Annotated in this window: 15 protein-coding genes; 8 read left to right on the forward strand and 7 right to left on the reverse strand. The window is 72.6% G+C overall.

The features are described 5' to 3' along the window. Positions 1–16: 16 nt before the first annotated feature. Together K7C98_RS19460 and K7C98_RS19465 are read left to right on the forward strand one after the other, a co-directional pair. Positions 17–781: an RluA family pseudouridine synthase gene (locus K7C98_RS19460; RefSeq protein WP_224193187.1), complete on the forward strand. Its 765-nt coding sequence runs from the start codon at positions 17–19 to the stop codon at positions 779–781. 72 nt (positions 782–853) lie between these two features. Beyond that, entirely contained in the window at positions 854–1,201 is a 348-nt protein-coding gene (locus K7C98_RS19465; protein WP_224193188.1) for a hypothetical protein, read from the forward strand. Between the two features lie 106 nt (positions 1,202–1,307). Here K7C98_RS19465 and K7C98_RS19470 read toward each other — a convergent pair whose 3' ends face one another. From K7C98_RS19470 to K7C98_RS19485, 4 genes are all read right to left on the reverse strand, one after another. Further along, the gene (locus K7C98_RS19470) at positions 1,308–2,117 is read right to left on the reverse strand and encodes a metallophosphoesterase family protein (RefSeq protein WP_224193189.1); all 810 of its coding nucleotides are present in this window, start codon (positions 2,115–2,117) and stop codon (positions 1,308–1,310) included. Positions 2,118–2,286: 169 nt separating this feature from the next. Then, positions 2,287–3,798 carry a sensor histidine kinase gene (locus K7C98_RS19475; RefSeq protein WP_224193190.1) on the reverse strand — a complete coding sequence of 504 codons (1,512 nt, stop codon included), beginning with the start codon at positions 3,796–3,798 and terminating at the stop codon, positions 2,287–2,289. 7 nt (positions 3,799–3,805) lie between these two features. Further along, complete coding sequence (locus tag K7C98_RS19480) at positions 3,806–4,969, reverse strand: FIST signal transduction protein (protein ID WP_224193191.1); 1,164 nt, start codon at positions 4,967–4,969, stop codon at positions 3,806–3,808. Between the two features lie 95 nt (positions 4,970–5,064). Beyond that, positions 5,065–7,785 carry an ion transporter gene (locus tag K7C98_RS19485; protein ID WP_224193192.1) on the reverse strand — a complete coding sequence of 907 codons (2,721 nt, stop codon included), beginning with the start codon at positions 7,783–7,785 and terminating at the stop codon, positions 5,065–5,067. 109 nt (positions 7,786–7,894) lie between these two features. On the opposite strand from K7C98_RS19485, the gene K7C98_RS19490 reads away from it, so the two are divergent. The 3 genes from K7C98_RS19490 (at position 7,895) to K7C98_RS19500 (ending at position 11,379) form a co-directional block, all read left to right on the forward strand. Next, positions 7,895–8,602 (forward strand): SOS response-associated peptidase, encoded by a 708-nt coding sequence (locus K7C98_RS19490; protein ID WP_224193193.1) that lies wholly within the window; start codon positions 7,895–7,897, stop codon positions 8,600–8,602. A gap of 248 nt (positions 8,603–8,850) precedes the next feature. After that, on the forward strand, positions 8,851–10,077 hold the full coding sequence (locus K7C98_RS19495; protein ID WP_224193194.1) for an IS110 family transposase: 1,227 nt from the start codon (positions 8,851–8,853) through the stop codon (positions 10,075–10,077). A gap of 312 nt (positions 10,078–10,389) precedes the next feature. Then, positions 10,390–11,379: a hypothetical protein gene (locus K7C98_RS19500; RefSeq protein ID WP_224193195.1), complete on the forward strand. Its 990-nt coding sequence runs from the start codon at positions 10,390–10,392 to the stop codon at positions 11,377–11,379. A gap of 34 nt (positions 11,380–11,413) precedes the next feature. On the opposite strand, the gene K7C98_RS19505 is transcribed toward K7C98_RS19500, so the two are convergent. The 3 genes from K7C98_RS19505 to K7C98_RS19515 all read right to left on the reverse strand — a co-directional run bounded on the left by K7C98_RS19505 (position 11,414) and on the right by K7C98_RS19515 (position 15,412). Then, a complete protein-coding gene (locus tag K7C98_RS19505) occupies positions 11,414–11,968 on the reverse strand; it encodes an MYXO-CTERM sorting domain-containing protein (protein WP_224193196.1) in 555 nt (184 codons plus the stop codon). Between the two features lie 564 nt (positions 11,969–12,532). Continuing rightward, positions 12,533–13,624 (reverse strand): RNA ligase (ATP), encoded by a 1,092-nt coding sequence (locus K7C98_RS19510; protein ID WP_224193197.1) that lies wholly within the window; start codon positions 13,622–13,624, stop codon positions 12,533–12,535. 495 nt (positions 13,625–14,119) lie between these two features. After that, entirely contained in the window at positions 14,120–15,412 is a 1,293-nt protein-coding gene (locus K7C98_RS19515) for an erythromycin esterase family protein (protein ID WP_224193198.1), read from the reverse strand. Positions 15,413–15,477: 65 nt separating this feature from the next. Between K7C98_RS19515 and K7C98_RS19520 the strand changes: the two genes are divergently transcribed. The 3 genes from K7C98_RS19520 (at position 15,478) to K7C98_RS19530 (ending at position 18,751) form a co-directional block, all read left to right on the forward strand. Continuing rightward, positions 15,478–16,485, forward strand: coding sequence for a hypothetical protein (locus tag K7C98_RS19520; RefSeq protein ID WP_224193199.1), 1,008 nt, complete (start codon positions 15,478–15,480; stop codon positions 16,483–16,485). A gap of 125 nt (positions 16,486–16,610) precedes the next feature. Then, positions 16,611–17,672: a hypothetical protein gene (locus K7C98_RS19525; RefSeq protein ID WP_224193200.1), complete on the forward strand. Its 1,062-nt coding sequence runs from the start codon at positions 16,611–16,613 to the stop codon at positions 17,670–17,672. Between the two features lie 365 nt (positions 17,673–18,037). Beyond that, positions 18,038–18,751 carry a hypothetical protein gene (locus K7C98_RS19530; RefSeq protein WP_224193201.1) on the forward strand — a complete coding sequence of 238 codons (714 nt, stop codon included), beginning with the start codon at positions 18,038–18,040 and terminating at the stop codon, positions 18,749–18,751. The last annotated feature ends 6 nt before the right edge of the window (positions 18,752–18,757 follow it).

Raw genomic sequence — 18,757 nt, forward strand, 5'->3', positions numbered from 1 at the left:
CGCAGGTCGTACGGGCATGTCTTCAGAGACAGGGCTTTCAGGGCAGGGCCCGTTCGTCCTCCACCGCGACGACGATTTGCTGATCGTCGCCAAGCCGGCGGGGCTGATCGTCCACCGCGGCTGGGCCGACGACGAGGTCGCGCTCCTCGACCTCGCGCGCGAGGCGGCGGGGGCGTACGTCTACCCGGTCCACCGCCTCGACCGCGGGGCCAGCGGCGTGGTGGTGTTCGCGCTCGGATCGGCGGCGGCGCGGGCGGTGCAGGAGAGCTGGTCTTCGGGACAGGTCGACAAGCGCTACCTGGCGCTGGTCCGCGGCAACCCGCCGGCGACGGCGACGATCGACCACCCGATCCCGCGGGCCGAGGACGGGCCGCGGGTGCCGGCGGTGACCGAGGTGACGACGCTGGCGCGGGCCGGCCGCTACGCGCTGGTCGAGGCGCGGCCGCTCACGGGTCGCCTGCACCAGATCCGTCGCCACCTCAAGCACGTCAGCTGCCCGCTGATCGGCGACGTGCGCTACGGCAAGGGCGAGCACAACCGGCTGTTCCGCGAGCGCCACGACCTGCACCGGCTGGCGCTGCACGCGTGGTCGCTGACGCTGCCGCACCCGCGCACGCGCGAGCCGCTGCGCGTGGTCGCGTCGCTGCCGGCCGATCTGGCCCGGGCGCTCGCGGGCCTCGGCATCACGGTCGAGCTGTCGCCCGTCGCCGGACAGGGGGCGAGCGCGCGCGTGCATGGTGACGCCGGCGACACGGCGGGCGGCCCCGGCGACGCGGGTTGATCCACCGCGCAGGGCGGCCCGTCCGCCGGCCCCGGCGCTGGCAGCGACCGCGGCCGGTGCCATGAACTGGCCGTGGCGAAGTCGATTCGAGTCTTCTATGGCAAGGAGCACGGGCTGGTCGGGCGGTCGCGGCTCGACTTCAAGTGGGGGATCCACCCGCCGATCACGCCGCTGTCGATCGTCCACGTGTCGGCCGCCGAGGCGACCGAATACGGCACGGCGTACGTGATCGGCCCCAACGGCAACCCGCAGCAGGAGTTCATCTTCTCGCTCGGCGACGCCGACGTGTGGGTGTCGAACGTGTCGCCGCACACCGGCGGGGTCGCGTTCATCCTCCACGTGAACGCCCCGGGCCCGGTCGCGGTGGTCGTGACGATCACGGTCGAGGAGGGCGCGCCGGCGCAGTTCCGGGCGCCCTGACGCCGCCGCGCGCGGCGTGCGACGAGTGTCCTTCAGGACATGTCCTTGAGAGCATGCATGGCGTGGGCGGCCGAGCGCTCGCCGACATGTCCTTGAGGACAGAGGATCACGCGGCGGCGCGCTCGAGCAGGACGGCGCGGGCGTCGACGTTCAGGACCTGGGCGCCGCCGGGCAGCTCGGCGAGCGGGTCGTGCCAGTGGCAGTGGCCGCAGACGACGAGCGCGCCGCGGCCGTCGACGGCGTCGCGCACGTCGGGGTTGCCGCGCTGGCGCGGGCCGCCCTCGGGGCCCTCGTGCAGCACGAGCAGGTGCGGCCGGGCCGGCAGGAGGCGGCGGATCGCGGCCACGAACTCGTCGGGCGGGCGGCGATTGGGCTTGCCCGAGCGGCCGCAGATCCCGCCGACGCCGGCGACGCGCAGGTCGTCGAGCTCGACCTGCCGGCCGTCGAGGAGGTGGATCCCGGGCTCGCGGACGAAGCGGGCCTGCTCGGCCGGCTTGCCGAACAGATCGTGGTTGCCGGCCACGCCGCTGACCCAGCGGAAGCGCGCGGCGAAGGCCCGCCAGACGTCGCGCACGTCGCCGGTGGCACCCAGGCGATCGGCGCAGGGCGCGGCGAACAGGTCGCCCGCGAGCACGACGCCGGTGAACGCCGGGTCGGGCGCGAGGTCGAGGTCGGCGAGGGCGGCGTACTCCTCGGCCAGCACCTCACCCAGCAGCCGCAGCGCGCCGTCGGCCTCGGCCAGCGCGGCGCGGCCCTGCAGGTCGGAGGTGACGAGCAGGGCGTCGAGCTGCGCCGGCAATCGATCGACGCGCGCGCGCAGCAGCGGCAGCTCGCGCGTCTGCGAGCCCCCGCCGGGGGCGGCGTCGAGGTACGCGAGCGTGTGCAGCGGCTCGCGGTCGATGTGCACGATCCGCACGCCGGCAGGGTAGCCGCGTTCGCCGGCCGCGACCAGGCGGTCGCGCGCTCGGCGAGCGAGCGCGGTTCCGGCCGCGTGACCGCGATCGTGCGCAGGCTCGGATTGTCACGACATGTCTTTGGAGACATTGATCTGCGGGCGCATGCCCGCGGGGTCGGCGAAGGCGAAATCACCCCAGCGGCAGGCGGACTGTGAAGCAGGTGCCGCGGCCGGGGGCGCTGTAGACGGCGATCGTGCCGCCGAGGAGTGTGCACAATCCGCGGCACAGGGTGAGGCCGAGGCCGGTGCCGCCGGCGCGGCGGGCCAGGCGCGGATCGGCCTGGCGGTAGGGTTCGAACAACTGTGCACATTGCTCTTCGGTCATGCCGATGCCGGTGTCGGCGACCGCGAGCTGGAACCACGGGGCGCCGGACGGGTCGGTCTGGCGGGCGGCGGCGATGGTGATGGTGCCGGCGTCGGTGAACTTGGCGGCGTTGCTGATCAGGTTGAAGAGGATCTGGCGCACCAGCGTCGGGTCGGTCTCGACGTCGAGGAGGTCGCCGGCGAGGTCGAGGCAGGCGACGTTGTTGCGCCGATCCAGCAATGGTTTGAGCAGATCGGCGGTGTCGCGGATCAGGGCCCCGAGGTCGAAGCGCTCGCAGATCACGGGCATGCGCCCGGCCTCGACCTTGGACAGGTCGAGGATGTTGTTGATGAGGCCGAGCAGGTGCTCGCCGGCCTGGCGGATCCGGACGATGTCCCCGCGCACGTCGCTCGGGCCCTGCTCGTCGAGGATCTCGTGCACGAGGTCGGCGTAGCCGAGGATCGCGTTCAGCGGGGTGCGCAGCTCGTGGCTCATGCTGGCGAGGAAGGCGCTCTTGGTCCGGCTGGCGCCCTCGGCGACGTCGCGCGCGTGGGCGGCGGCCTCGTCGGCGCGCAGGCGGGCGAGCACGCGCCCGATCTCGGCGCCGATGGTGGCCATGGCGAGCATCAGCGCGGTCGCGGTGCCCTCGCCGGCGGTGCCGAAGAACTCGACGACGGCGATGACCTGGCCGCCGACGACCACCGGCAGCGCCGCGCCGCCGCGCAGGCCGAGCGCGGCGGCCCGCTCGATCCACGGGGCGTCGAGGCGGGCCCGCAGATCCGGCGCCCACACCGGCTTGCCGCCGCGCAGCGCGTCGAGGCCGAGCGAGGTCGGCTCACCGTCGACGAGCAGGCCGGTGAACTCGCCGGCGAGCCGGTCGGCGACGTGCCAGCGGCTGCTGCCGCCGCTCGCGGGGGTGAGGCGCGCGAGCGACCAGCCGGACGCCGAGCAGACCTTGTGCATGCAGATCCGGTAGACGTCGGCCTCGCTCTCGGCCTCGTTGGCGGCGATCGTGATGCTCGAGATCATCGCCAGCAGCGCGTTCTTCTGCAGGACCTCGCGCGTGCTGACCTTTTGTACACGTTCGAGGTTGGCGATCCGCTGCTCGGAGCGGTCGACCTCGACCCGCAATTCGGCGAGCTCGCGCTCGGCCTGGCGCGCCCGATTGGCGGCGCGGCGCAGGTCGCGGGCGCTGCTGCGCAGGCGCTCGAGCAGGACCCGGGCGGGACCCGACTGTACTTCCGGGCATGTCCCGCAGCGCTCGAGCTGCTCGATCACCTCGTCGTCGCCGAGGCCGGCCAGGTCGGCGCGCCCGAACACGCAGTCGCAGTCGTCCATGGCGGGTTCAGCCGTCGATGACGACCGCGGTGAAGGTGGCGTCGTGATGCTCGGTCTGCCCGGCGACCGGCGCGAGCTGGCCGTAGCTGTAGAAGCCGACGCGGGTGGCGGCCGGGGACAGGCGCGAATAGGCGGCGGCCACCTCTTCCTTGTAGCGGGCGCCGAGGACCATCTTGCGGGCGAAGCAGTCGAACACGAGGGCGAGCCGGCCGCCGGGCAGCGCGCGGCCGAGGTCGGCGGCGGCCTCGGCCGCGCCGCGGATGAGGTCCTCCTTGGTCGCCCGCAACATGCGGATCTCGGCGCCCTCGGGGATCTCGCGGTTGCACCGCAGGCCGCCGCGGGCCTCGTCGACGCCGTAGACGGCGCGCACGACGTGGACGTGATCGTCGCCGCGCCACGGCCGGTCGGGCGTGCCGACGATGCCGAGCGGGAACTCGATACCGGCGGTCTTGAGGTCGCGGCCCTGGGCCCCGAGGTACTCGCGATAGATGTTGAGCGCGGGCTGACCGTCGAGCTCGAGCACGAGCCGATCGCGCTCGACGCGGGTGCAGCGACGGGTGGCGCCGATCGGCTCCCAGCCGCCGCGCGCGACGGTGGCGTGCCGCAGCGGCCCCGCCAGCGCGAGGCCGACGGCGGCGCCCTCGAGCACGTCGCGGCCGCAGAATTCACGGATCCGCTCGAATCGGACGTCGTCGGCCGCGAGGCCGCCGACGATCGGGAATTCGGGCCCGAGCACCGATTGCACGCCGCGCAGCACGTCGCCGCTGTGCAGGCGCACGCCGTCGACGAAGAGCAGCAGCAAGGAGGCGTCGCGCTCGCGCGCCTGCTCTCCCAGGGCGAGGCCAACGGCGAAGCTGTCGCCGCCGGCCGGCGTGGCGTGCAAGGCGTGCGCGGCGAGGTCGCGCGTGCGCACGCCGAGCGCGGTGACGGTGCCGCTGACGGCGCCCTCGTGGTTGATCTCGGCGAAGCTCGTGCAACCGACGAGCTGCACGCCGGGCGCGAGGCGACGGTGCAGGCCGGCCAGCAAACCGTGCGGATCGTAGGTCGGAGCGGCGAACAGGAGGACGACGTCGGGCGAGGCTCCGAGCGCGTCATTCAGCTCGGCCGCGAGGTCGCGGCCGGCCTGATACGGATCGTCGTGGGTGATCGATGCGGTCGTCGCGGCGAGCATAAGAAGCGGGACCGTCGCGCATGGTAACGCAGGCCCGCCGCGGCGCACGCGTGAGGGCACGGGTCGCCCGCAAATCGGCTGATCGCCGCGGATCGTCAGAGGGCGTCGCGGAGGTCCGCGGGGTGCACGGCGGGATCGAGGGTGACGACCCATAGTCCGCGCACACGTGCGAGGTCGACCAGTCCATCGCCTCGCGGCGGTCCGCCGCCGAGGTGGAGGTCGGCGCCCCCGCCCTCGCGATCGAGTTCGACACCGATGAGAACGCCGTGTCCGGCGGCGGCGATGTGCAGCGAAAGCGCCTGGAACGAGCACTGACCGCGGCCGCGGCCCGAGGGCACCACGCGCGCGAAGCTGTGACCCCAGGGCGCCAGCAGCTGGCCGTAGACGCGGGCAAATCCGGGGATCAACACGCTTTGAAACAAGAAATAGGCCCTCAGGTTCTCGGTGCTGTAGACCTGCACGCGCGAGACCCCGAGCGCGGCGTAGCGCTGGCGCAGCCGATGCGCGAGCTCGGCGTCGACGAACTCGGCGACGATCCGCAGGTGGGGCGCGACCGGCTCATTACGGCTCAGCAAGGCGTCGAGGGTCATGAGGGTCTGCGCGCCGCGAGCGTCGGAGTCCTGGCCGGCGCTCGAAAGCAGGTATACGAGGTCGTATTGCGAGACGTGGCCCGAGCCGCCAGGCAAGTCGACGAATTGCAGCGGCGAGGTGGCGTCGCCGACGACGATCCGCACGCGACCGATCGGGGGGCCGCCGCCGCGCGGCTCGTAATGATGCGAGAAGTCGCCGTCGGGCCGGGGGGCGAGGGCGCCGTGGTATCCGCGCAGCAGTCGCCGCTGGACCATGTCCCGATGGACATTGATGCGATCGAGGGCGGCCCGCCGCTCGGCCTCGGTCGGCACGAGGACCAGCACGTCGGCGTCCGGCTCGGCCAGGATCAGGGCCTCGCACAGGGCGATCGTCACGGGCCTGAAGCCGCAGATGAGCACGCGCCGCAGCGGCAGGTGCGGCTCGCGCGTGAACTCGGGGGCCTCGGCGACGCTGCGCCGCGCGGCGGCCTCCTGGTCTTCGGACCAGGTCGCCGCGTCCGGCCGGTGGCGCAGGTCCTCGGAGAATTGACGCACGTGCGCGAAGCTCGGGGCGAGCGCGACGAAGCCGCTGCAGGTCGGCGACTGGGCGTCCTCCGCCCGCTCGTCGCCGCCGATGGCGACGCCGAGGTCGGGCATGCCGAGCTCGTCGGTCTCCTCGTATAGCAGGCCGATCGGGACCAGCCGCTGGTGCGGCGGCAAGGCGCGCGCGCGCCGGGTCAGCCGGTCCATCGCGGCCCGCGGCTCGTGCGGCAGCTGCGGCGGCGTCTCACAGGCGTAGCTCAATTCGGGCAGGTCGAAGAAGCAGGTGTAGATCTCGTGGCCGGTGCAGGTCAAGAGCTCGGCCAGGAGCGGGCCGATGCCGGCGCTGCGGCCGACGCAGGCGAGGAACAGCGCGATCATGCGGTCGACGACGACGATGAAGGCCCGCAGCTCGCCGCCGCCCGAGGCCAGCGCGGCCCAGGCGGCCGGGACGTTGCGCTCGTCGAGGATCTCGGCGATGAGCAGCTTGCCGCGCCCGCGCTGGTGGGTGAGGTGGCCGTCGGAGACACGAGCTGTCCGCTTGGACCTGTCCCTCTGGACCTGTATGTTCGACCCGGTGACCGCGCCCTCGTCGGGGTGGGCCGGGCTCGGGTCGCGCAGGCCCTCGACGATCGCCAGCGAGGCGCGGATCGTCTCGGCGTCGGGCTCGTCGGCGGCGGTGTCGGCCAGCAGCACGACCCGCTGGGCCACGGCGATGTCGGCGCGGTGCATGAACGCCTCGTCGTTGGCGCTGCCGTGGCGGTAGACGATCCGCGCGAGGTCGCTGCGGCGCAGGAAGTCGGGCCGGTCGGGGCTGGTGCCGACGACGACGTAGCGCGGCCCGGCGAGCGCCCGCCGCAGGTTCTCGAGCAGGAGGCCGAACCACCAGCGCGACAGCGGCCTCACGTCGCGCGGGAGGAGCTTTTGATAGTAGCGCATCAGCTCCTCGAGCAGCTGGTGGGTGGCGGCGGTGATGTTGACGATCACCGTGTGCCCGTGCATGCCCGGCGGCCGCAGCTGCGACAGCTCCATCATCTCGCGCACGACGTCGCTGCCGAGGCCGATGAGGAAGCTGACGAGGAACAGGCCGGCGACGGTGAGCCACAGGCTGACGAACACCACGCTCGTGGCCGTCGGCGCGGTCATCATGTTGCCCGGGTCCTGGATCTGGCGGAACGCCCACCACAGCTTGGTGAAGAAGTCGCGATCGGCGGGGTCGACCTGGCCGTTCTCGTCGTAGTCGACGCCCTGGTCGTCGAACTCGCTCTGCTGCAGGATCAATGCGCCGGCGAAGGTCAGGAGGCCGACGATCATCGCCATGACCACGACCTGCCGCGCCCGCTCGCGCCGCAACATGACGGTCCGGAGGTCGCGCATCAGCGGGGCCCAGTAGCCGAGCAGCACGGCGAAGCGCAGCAGGCGGAGGCTCCGCATCCACGGCGAGGCCCGCGGGTCGATCGGCAGGAAGCTGACGAGGGCGATGAGGTCGAGCGCCAGCAAGGCCAGCGCCCCGGGCCGCGGCCAGCGCCAGCCCCGCTGCCGCGGGTCGTCGTCGGTCTCGCGCCGCAGCGCCAACACGAGGCGCAGCGAGAACTCGAGCGCGAACAGCCCCAGCAGCACCGGCTCGTAGCGCTTGACCGACGGCTCGGGGATGAGGCTGAAGATGATCGCCGCGCTGAGCAGCAGCCGCACGCCGGCGCTGCTCATGATCCGACTCATTCGCGTGAGCAGCGGCGCGACGGAGGTCCGGTCCGGCACGCGGAGAAAGATAACCGAGGGGCTGGCCGAGCGGGCGGTCTCGCGCGACACTGAAGTCATGTGCGGCCGCTACACGCTGACGACCCCCGACCTCGAGGCGCTCGCGCGCGTGGTGCAGGCGGAGATCTCGCCGCAACTGCGCGCCGAGTACCGCCCGCGCTACAACATCGCGCCGTCGCAGCCGACGACGATCGTGTGCGAGGAGCCCGACGACGGCGCGACGATCCGCCGGCTCGAGCTGGCCACGTGGGGCCTGCAGCTCGGCTCGGGCCGCGCGGGCCAGATCAACGTGCGCGCGGAGACGGTGGCGACGGCGCCGAGCTCGCGCGAGGTGTTCGCGCGCGGCCGCTGCGGGGTCCTGGCCGACGGGTTCTTCGAGTGGTCGGGCCCGAAGGATCGCCGCCAGCCGCACTGGTTCCACGCGCCGAACGGCCGCCTGCTGGTCCTCGCGGGCCTCTACAAGGATGTCCGCGACGAGTCGACCGGCGAGGTGCGGCGCCACTTCGCCATCCTGACGACCGGGGCGAATCAGGTGGTCGCGCGCCACCACGACCGCATGCCGGCGATCGTGCCGCGCGGCCAGCTCGGGCGCTGGCTGGCCCCGCTGCCGCGGACGGCGAATATGGCCGAAAAGACAGCCGTGGCCCACCTGCTGGGGCCGGCGCCCGACGACCTGCTGATCGACACTCCCGTGTCGACGCGGGTCAATAGCCCGCGCTTCGACGACGCGGCGTGCCTGCAGCCCGAGCCGTCGCTGCTCGAGTGAGTCCGGCATGGGCTGACGCGCACCCACGAGGGATGAAACTGGGTCGCGGGCGCGGGTATAATTGCCCGCACATCGGCACCGAGGACGCCGTGCGCCGTGGTGCAGGGTAAGCCCGTGAGTGAGTCTGTCCCCGAGATCTCGAGAGCACCCTTGAGTGTCGCAAGGCGCCCGTTTAGGGGCGCCGAAGCACGTTTGGTAGATTTCTACCGTCCGAGATCTCACGCCGATGCCTCATGGAGGAGGTTGTCATGCAGGTCCTTCACAGCAGTTGTGCGGGTCTCGACGTCCACAAAGACGTCATCGTCGCTTGTCGCCGGGTCGCCCGCGGCAAGAACACCATCAAGGAGGTAGAGAGCTTCGGCTCCACGACCCGCGAGTTGCTCAGGCTCTCGGCGTGGCTCGAGGAGACGGGGACGACGCACGTCGTGATGGAGTCGACGGGCGTGTTCTGGAAGCCGGTCTGGAACATCCTCGGCGACCAATTCGAGCTCATCCTGGCGAACCCGCGACACGTCAAGAACGTGCCGGGGCGCAAGACGGACGTGAAGGATGCGGAGTGGCTCGCCGACCTCCTCGCGCATGGGCTCGTCGAGGCCAGCTTCGTCCCTGACGCCCCGATCGCCGGGCTGCGGGATCTGACGCGGACGGCCAAGCAGCTCACCCGCGAGCGAGTTCAGCACGTGCAGCGGATCCAGAAGCACCTCCAGGCCGCGAACGTCCGTCTCGACTCGGTGCTCTCCGATATCATGGGCAAGAGCGGCCGGCGGATCATCGACGCGATCGTCGGCGGACAGACCGAGCCCCGCAAGCTCGCGGCCCTCGCCAAAGGGGTCAAGGCGACGCCAGAGCAGCTCGCGGAGGCTCTCGAGGGGCGAGTCAGTCTTGCGACCCGGAAGCTGATCCGTAGTCACCTCAGCATCATCGATGCCCTCGAGCGGACGCTGGCGGACCTCGAGAAAGATATCGACGAGGCGTTGCTCCCTTTCGCTGATGCTGTCGCGCTCCTGAAGACCATCCCGGGTCTGGGCGACGGCACCGCGCGGGTCGTCGTCGCGGAGGTTGGCGCCGACATGAGCCGCTTCAAGACGCCGGGCCACCTCGTGTCATGGGCGGGCTTGTGCCCGCGCATGGACGAGAGCGCCGGCAAGCGGCGTTCGACGAAGATCCGCGACGGCAACAAGTGGCTCAAGTCGGCTCTGTGCCAGGCCGCTTGGGCGGGGGTCCGGTGCAAGAAGCGCGGCTACCTCCACGCCCAGTTCTGGCGGCTTCGTGCCCGACGCGGACCAGGAAAGGCCATCATCGCAGTCGCCGCGTCCATCCTCACGGCCGTCCACGCCATCCTGTCGACGCAGTGCCGGTTCCGCGATCTCGGGAACAACTTCTTCGAACGCAAGGACCAGACCCACACCGTCGCCAAACTCACCAAACGCCTGGCCAGCCTGGGTTATGAGGTCGAGCTCCGGCCGGCCGCATGACCCCGACGACCGGACGTCCCTCCGACCGAAGGCCAGTTTCTTGGTAGCGCAATTCGGGTTGCGGTCGGTGCGATGATTCGGGGCGGCGGCCCGTGGGGCGCCGCTCCCGGGATTCCCGTGCGCCGACTGCCGTGGTTGTGGTCCGCGGTCGCCTGTGACGCGGCGTTCGTGACCGCGCGGGGCGGCGCGGACAGTGTGGGACGATCGGTGCGGACGGGAATCAGATGTCCGTTCGGACATGTCCGGTCGGGCCGGCGATCGGGATCACGGGGCGCGAGATCGGAGGGCCGCGGCCTGCGTTCCCGCCGGGATATGCCGCGCGCACGCCTGCTCCTCCGCGCCCTCGCGTTCACGCTGCCGTTGTTCGGGGCGGCACTCACCCCGCCGGCGATCACGCTGGGGACGTGCGGGGAGCAGGTCGAGCGGATGCGCGGGAGCTTCGCGGAGCTCGAGCGGCGCCTCGCGCATCCGCACGCGCAGCGCGAGGGCTGGCCGCTGCCGGTGTCGTCGGCCGGGCAGCCGATGCACGGGGCCGAGCCCGGGGCGATCCTCTACGGTCCGCCGTCCGACGACGAGTGGCCCGATCTCGCGCGCGACGTGGAGCGGCTCGCGGACCAGCGGCGGATGTGGGGCGGCGCGCACCCGCGGGAGCCGATCTATCTCGCGCTGCGCAGCGACGTGAAGCTCGACAGGCACTGGCCGGCGCTGCGGCGATTGGCGCGGGAGTGGGAGCTGCGCCTGGTGGTCGCATCGCCCGAGCCGGCGCTGCCGCGGCCGGCCGCCCCGGAGGCGCTGCGCGGGGCGCTGGAGCGGCGCACGCTGACGGCCGAGGCGGGCTTCGATCGCCTCGAGGAATTGCGCGACGTGTGGGCGGCCGCGGATACGTGCCCGGTCACCGTCCACGTGTGCACGCAATTCGGGTTCGGGCCGCGGCAGATGCTGGGGCTGTGGATCGACCGGGCCGAGGCGTGTCACTGCTTCATGATCGACGAGGAGGCGCTGATCGCCGTGGCGTGGCGGGCGTTCGCGCCGCAGGGCCCGCCGCAGCGGTGGTTGCCGCTGAAGATCGCCGATTCGTACGAGGAGCAGCGCCGGGCCGAGCGCGAGTACGGGACCTCGCCGGCCGACCTCGACGATCCGACGGCGATGCTGCTGCCGGGCGCGGCGACGGTCGAACGCCTGGTCACCCTGCTCGCTCGCGGCACGGCGCCGACGATCCACTTCGGCACGCCGAACCGCGGGCCGCTGTTCAACCCGCTCGTCGACTACACGGCGTGGGCCAACGGCAAGGGCCGGCGCTGACGCGGGTTCGCGGCCATTCGCGCGAGCGCGGGGCTCAGCGGTCGCGGCGACGTCGGGTCAGGGCGAGCGCGGCCAGCAGGAGGAGGGCAGGGGAGCCGTCGCCGCCGGTGTGGCAGCCATGGCAGCCGAGTTGCCTCACCGGGTCGCCGGCCGGGGCGGGTTCGGCGGGACCGCCGGCGCCCGCATCGCCCGTGTCATTCGCGGTGTCGCTGGTCGGCGCGGGGGGTTTGGCGCACGCCTTGACCGACTTGCACGTGCCCTTGGTGCAGGTGTTGTCGGGGTCGCACGGCCCGAGGACGTTGTCGACGTCGAAGCTGTCGCCGGTCCACCCGCCGCCGCCGCACGTGAACGACTCGACGCACATCTGGAGGTCCTTACAGACATGTCCTTCGGGACAACTCGCGTCGACACACTCGCGCAGCTTGCAGTACGGACCGCTGTGGCACCCGTCCGGCATCGCGCCCTCCGGGCAGCTCGGCGGGATCTCGATGGCATCGGCGCGGGCGGGGCCGCTCGCGGCGACGACGAGGGCGAACAGGGCTGCGGCGGACCAGCGCCGCGTCGCACGACCGACATGGAACGAGGGCATCGGCCAAGGATACCGCCGTCTCCCGCGGCAGCAACCGCGCATCGCGGGCGGGGTGGCGCGCGCATGATGCGAGGCGGGGCGTGCTCGCGCTGCAACAGCGTCCTCACGCCATTCTGTCCGCTCGCAGCGAGGGAGCGAGGACGAGGGCGGGGTCCGGCCGGGCCGGCGCTGTCCGCATCGGCGCCACGGTCGAGCCCGCCGGCGACGCGCCGCGAATGGCGCGAGATCGGCGGGCAGGCCCATTCGTCGAGGCGCTCCCGGAAGGCCCGCGGCGAATGACGGGAGGCGGCGTCCGTGCAAACTCGGGATATGTCTCATGGGACATGTGGCGCCCAAGCCGATGGCGGTGCGTCGGCCCGTCACGGCTGCGGCCAGGGGTCCGGGGAAGCGGACGGCGACGAATTCGAGGCGAGACGGGCGCGAGGCGCGAGCGCCCATCCAGATGCCGATCCGTCGCCGACCCCTCCCCGGACCCCCCGCTCCGCCCCCGAATCACGGGGGCGCGATTCGCGAATGGAAGCAGGGGTCCGCGGCGCGCAAAAGTGCCGCGCGCCGCGGTCGGTTTCAGTTGTACTCGGTGCCGCCGCTGCGGAGCAGGTACTTCTCGGACACGCTCTTGAGCTGGACGCGGCCGAGCTCCGGGTGACGGCGCTCGAGCTGCGGGCGGATGACGATACCCTCGCGGACGTGGAGGCCCTGACCGGACACGGTCTCGCGGCCGTCGGTGTGCTCCTCCATCACGGCGCGGGTGAACGGGCCGCGGTAGAGGACAGGCACGCGCGGCAGCTCGAGGGCGGCGCAGGCGGCCTGGAGGTCGGCGTCGGACAGGAACTCGCCCTGGCCGAACCAGCCGGCGTAGACGTCGAACACGCGGAACCCGAGGTTGCGGTCCTGATCGGTCTTGGAACCATAGGACAGGTCCTGAACGCCGGCCCCGAACACCTCGCCGAGCACGAACACCGGACGGCCGGCGGCGAGTTGGTCGGCGAACACCCGCGCGACCCGGGCCTCGAAGTCGAGGTGACGGGCGACCCACAGGTAGAGGTTGTGGGCGTTCTCGGGCGCCGAGGCGGTGAACGCGAGGCCCTTGGCGGCCAGACCCTTGGAGCTGACGATCAGCGGGCCGTGCTCGCCGGCGGCGTCGCCCGGGATGAGCCCGAGCTGGCACCACGTGCCGTGGATCTTCTCGGTGAAGACCACCGGCTCGCCCTCGACCAGGACGTCGGGGTAGCGCTTGACGTTCTCGATGTCGTACTTGATGCAGCGGTCGGGGCCGGCGCCGTAGACGTGGCCGCTCATGTGCGACGGCACGGCCGGCTCGTACTTGACGATGCCGAGCTCGGCGGTGACATCCTGTCCCTCGGACCAGGTGGCGCGGGCCGGATAGACGAGGCCCTGCGACAGCACGCCCCGCAGCTTGATCGCCTTGACCCGGTTCGCCTCCTTGCCCGCCAGCCGGCCGCGCAGGCCGAGCTCGTCGAGCAGCGGGTCGGGGACGATCGCCTGCTCCGGGATGTAGGCGACGAGGTCCCCGTCGGCGAACTGGCCCTTGCGGACGATCGATCGGTAATCGCCGACGCGGGCGATCTCGAGGGCGTCGGCGTTGCCGTGCGGCTCAATGACCACACGAACGACCTGAACAGCGAAGCTGGACATGATGCACCTGTACTTTCGTGGACCCAAAGGTCCCTGCAATCGACGGACACGCCGATACCCGGACACGCCCATCCGCGCGGCCGTCCTCGCCGGACGGTCGCGCACCCTGATGATTCGGCTAATCAGCGAACTGTCGCCGATGCCGCTTGGTACGCTCCTGGCACGCGCGCTGCGGCCGGGGAGGCCGGGGCGTACGAGGAAGCGCAGGGGAGATCGCGGGCGTCGAGCGACATGGGGATACCCAGGGAGGGCAAGCCTACGCGAGCGGCGGGGCGAAAGTCAATCCACTATTATCGCGCGACCGTCGATTGACCATGGGACGTGACGAGCGCGAACTCGACCTCCGGGCGCGCGAGGACGAGGTGTGCAGCGTGTGAATGCCTATCGCCGCGGCGGCGATGCATCGCTCGCGTCGGCAGAGGAGGTCGGCGGGGTGCCGCGGCGGTGTGATGATTCACCGGCCGCGACGAGCCGCCGCGCCGTGCGGGCGGCGAATCACAGCAGTTCGACGCAGCCGTCGGGGCCGGGGCGACCGAGGCCGGGCGCGAGGGCGGCGGCCGACACCGTGGGCACGACGAGCAGGCCGTCGAAGGCGGCGGCGAGCGACTTGTACTGGTCGGTGTAGCGGGCGGCGTCGGCGGGCTCGTACGCGCCCTCGATCGCGCGAATGGCAGGTTTGCCGCCGAGCGCCCGCGCGAGGTCGGGGCTGTCCAGGAGCTCGGGGACCGACAGCAGCGCGGGGCCGGCGAGGTCGGCGAACACGGCGTCGAAGCTGCCCGAAGGGGCAGGTGGTAGATCGAGCGGGCACAGGCGCGAATCGCTGCGCTCGAGCAGGGCGCGGCCGCGGACGAACAGGCCGCCGAGTCCGACGTAGCCGCGGCCGTGCCACTGCCGCAGGTACTCGCCGACCGAGGGCGCGCCGCCGGGGACGTCGGCGGCGGCGCGCCGATTCTCGCCCCAGAAGAACAGCTTGTTGCCGGCTCCGCCGAGCTGCAGCGCGAGGTCGAGGTTGCGCGCGCGGTGGAATTCGGGGGCGTCGAAGGCCCAGCTCTCGGCCTGATCGAGCAGCTGGACGGCGGCCTCGGCCTGCATGCGCGCGCGCGCGTAGGCCGAGGCGGAGCTGCGCTCGACGTAGGCGGGGCGCTGCTCGTCGAGCCGCTTGAGCAGGGCGGTCAGCGCGGGGCCGTCGCCGCCGCGGAGGATCGCGGTGGCCGGCGCGGCGTGATCGGGCTCGACCTGCTCGAGGTAGGCGACGAAGCCGCGCGCGACCGCGTCGAGCTCGCCGGGGTCGGTGCCGTGCACGCGCAAGATGGTCTTCGGGACAGCCGCGTTGTGGGCCCGCACGGCGGCGATGAATTCGCGCAACTCGGCGGTGCGCAGCGCGGGCTCCTCGAGGTCGAGGAGGATGGCGTCGAGCGCGTCGAGGTCGGGCTCGCCGGCGGCGGTGGCCCAGGCGTCGAGGGCGAAGCCGGACTGGATGCTGACGTCGAGCGCGAGGCCGGTGACGCCGTGATCGCGGACGAGCGCGAGGAAGAGGTCGCGCGCGAGGACCACGAACTCGTGGCCGCCGGCGAGCGGACGTCCGAGGCCGATGACGCGGGCCTCGGTGAAGCGGGCGGCGAACGGAGCGAGCACAGCCGTCGTCACCGGCGCTCCGGGCTGCACGGCGCCGCGTCTGGCGAGCGCGTCGAGCTCGACGCGAGCGTCGGCGCGGAGGCTGCGAGCTCCGGCGCAGCCGGAGATCATCGTGAGGGCGAGGGCGGAGACAGCGAGGGAGATCCAGCGCACTGATCCAGAAGATAGCACGGCCCCGTGGTTGACGGGCCGCAGCAACCGTGGTCCAGTCCCCCGCGATGCGACTCATGCGATTGGTGATTCTTGCGAGCTTGACCCTGGCGTTCGTGGCCGAGAGCGAGGCGAAGGCCTGCTCGTGCATGCTACAGGTGTTCGGCGGCGGCCGCCTCTACGTCGGCGCGAACGGGGCGCTGCCGGCCGACGCGACCGGGTTCCCGTGGACCGGGCCCGAGCCGCTGGCCGGCTCGAAGGGCCGCGTGACGGTGGTGCGCGTGGACGGCAAGAAGAAGGTGCCGGTGAAGCACACGATCGAGGCCAAGGGTCCGCTCGAGATCATCATGCCGGCGGCGAAGTTCAAGCCGGGTCAGGTCTACGAGGTGACGGTGCGCGAGAGCGAGGCCGCGGCCAAGCAGCGCAAGGAGCTCGGGGCCGACGCGCCGGCCGACCTGCCGCCGGCCGAGGTGACGACGACGGTGACGATCGGCGCCGAGCCGCTGAAGCTGGCGGAGGCGACGCTGCAGGCCGGCGCGCCGGAGCAGAGGGGCGTGACGGTGGCGCACGGCGCCAGCTGCGAGGCGGAGATCCGCGCGTCGGCGGCGGCGATCAAGGTCGAGCTGCCGCCCGAGGCGGAGCCGCTGCGCGACTACCTGGTCTATGAGACACGCGTCGACGGCCAGCCGTGGACGCAGCTCAAGAACCTGTGCGCGCCGATCGAGCCGGGCCGCACGTGGGCCGGCGCGGCCGGCGAGGACGTGGTGTTCGCCACCTGCGAGCAGGGCGAGTCGGCCGGCGGACACCCGCAGCCGGGCAAGCACAAGGTCGAGGTCGAGGTGGCGTCGCCGGACCGCGCGGTGGTGATCACGACGCCGGCGGTCGAGCTCGAGTTCGCCTGCGCTGCCCCCGAGCCGCCGCCCAGCGAGGAGCCGCTGCCGTCCCTGCCGCCGCCGCCCAGCGAGGAGCCGCCGCCGGTCGCCAAGAAGGGCTGCTCGGTGGGTGACCCCGGGTTCGCCGGGGTGCTCGGCCTGGCCGGTCTGCTGGCCTGGCGCCGCCGCCGGCGCGCGAGCTGACCCTCCGGACATGACGTTCCGGGCATGTTCCGAAGGGCATGCCCGGGCGCCCGGTCTGGTGGGGTCGGGGACATGCCCGTGTGTTCGTGGTTGACGCGCCCGGGAGGTCGTGCTGCCATCGCGGGGTGCGTGCGGCGTGGATGGTGATCGTGGCGAGCGCGGCGCTGGCGGTGATCGGCGAACGCGAGGCGCAGGCGTGCTCGTGTGCGGGGACGCGGCTCGGTACGGGCCGGCTGTACCTCGGGGCGGACGGGAGGCTCCCGCCGGAGGCGCGCGGGTTCGCGTGGACGGGCGCCGAGCCGCTCGCGGGCTCGACCGATCGGGTGACCGTGGTGCGGGTCGAGAAGCAGCGCAAGGTGCCGGTGAAGCACTCGATCGCCGGCGGTGAGGGCGGCATCGAGTGGATCGTCCCGGCGGGGAAATTCAAGCCGGGGCAGGTGTACGAGGTGACGGTCCGCGAGGGACCGCTGGCGACCGAGAAGCGCAAGGTGATCAAGGCAGCGGACCTGCCGCCGTCGGAGACGACGACGGCGGTCACGATCGCAGCGGCGCCGCTGAAGCTGACGCAGGCGACCTTGCAGGCGGGAGCGCCCGCCGAGCAGGAGCTGTCGATCGCGGCGCCTGGCATCTGCGCGGAGGGGGTGGGGGCGACCGGGGTGGCGCTGCGGGTCGAAATTCCGCCCGAGGTAGAGCCGCTGCGCGACCACCTGGTCTTTGCGACCCGCGTGGACGGACAGCCGTGGGCGCCGCGGCACGACAACTGCGAGCAGATCGATCCGGGGCGCGCGTGGACCGGGGGCGCCGGCACCGATCTGGTGTTCACGGTGTGCCAGCGCAGCCCCGAGGCGGAGAAGATCGTGACGAGCCAGGGCGGGTCGGTCGGCGGGCTGGCGCCGGGGCTGCATCGCGTGGAGATCGAGGTGGCGACGCCCGATCGCAAGCAGGTGATCACGACGGCGGCGATCGACGTGATGCTGGCGTGCGCGGCGAGCCCGGCGGAGCCTGTCGCGGAAACCGAGGCGCCCGCGAGCGAGCCACCTGCGAGCGAGACGCCCGCGCCGGCGCAGCCGCAGGAGCCGCCGCCGGTGGCCCAGCGCGGCTGTGCGGTCGGCGAGCCCGGGTCCGCGTGGGTGATCGGCGCGTGCTTGCGGTGGCGACGGCGGCGACGCGCGAGTGGATGTCGCTGAGGACATGGCGAAAGGGACATCCATCCTCGCGCCTTGCCGGCCGGTCGAAGCCCGGCGCGCGGCCGCAGGTCGCCTGTTGCCTTGAATTCCTGATAGGAGGGGCCGGCCGTCCTCGGCCCGCTGTTCGAATGCGAGTCCTACGCGGACGAGTGCACCATCGTCGGGCCGCTGATATGTTTGTAGAGACATGTTTACTTGAACATGTCTAAAGGTGATGGCTCCGATTCGCGCGAGGGAGTGGGCCGGCGGGACCTGTCCTGCAAACGGCGAGGAGGCGAGCGGCGGGCGCGGGCGTGCGGCGCGAGTTTGCGCATCGCGGTCCGGCATGACAGCGCGCGACGGAGCCGGTATCGTCGCGGGGCGCCATGATCGGGCCGAGCTTCCTCCTCGCTGTCGCGCTCGCCTCGCCGGCCGAGGCGCCCGCGGACTCCGGCGAGGGCGCGGGCGCGGTGGTGCCGGCCCCGGCGGCGACGGCCGACGTGACCGGGGCGGACGGGGCGATCGCGCGGCCGCCGGCGACGTCGCCGGCGACGCGGGCGAAGACGGGACGCGGGCTGCTGATCGCGGGCGGTGTGCTCACGGGGCTCGGCGTGGTCGGGCGGATCGGGCTCGAGGTGTACTGGTCGACCGCGGCGCAGATCGTGCCGACCGATCCGTTCGCGCGCTGGAGCACGGCCAACCTGGTGTTCGTGACCAACTGGAACAACCTGATGTTCTTCGGGCCAGGTCTCGGCCTGCTGACGGCGGGGGCCTACCGGCGCGGCGGCCACGAGGCGCGGCTCGGGAAGGTGCGCGACGCGAAGCGCATGCGCCTGGTCGGGATCGGGCTGTTGTCCGGCGGGCTCGGGCTGTGGGCGCTGTCGCGGGCGCTGTTCCTGCCGATCGCCGAGGCGTGCCCGAGCAATCGCTGCGCCTACACGACGCTCGAGACGACGTTCTGGATCGGGACCGGGGCGATCTTCGCCGGTGCGGCGCACCTGGCCTACGGGACAGGTTGTTCGAAGGCCGCGGCGAAGGTCAGCGTGGCGCCGAGCCTGGGCCCGGGCTTCGCGGGGCTGGGGCTGGCCGGAAGGTTCTGACGGGAG

The organism is Nannocystis pusilla, assembly GCF_020073745.1.
Lineage (GTDB): Bacteria > Myxococcota_A > Polyangia > Nannocystales > Nannocystaceae > Nannocystis > Nannocystis radixulma.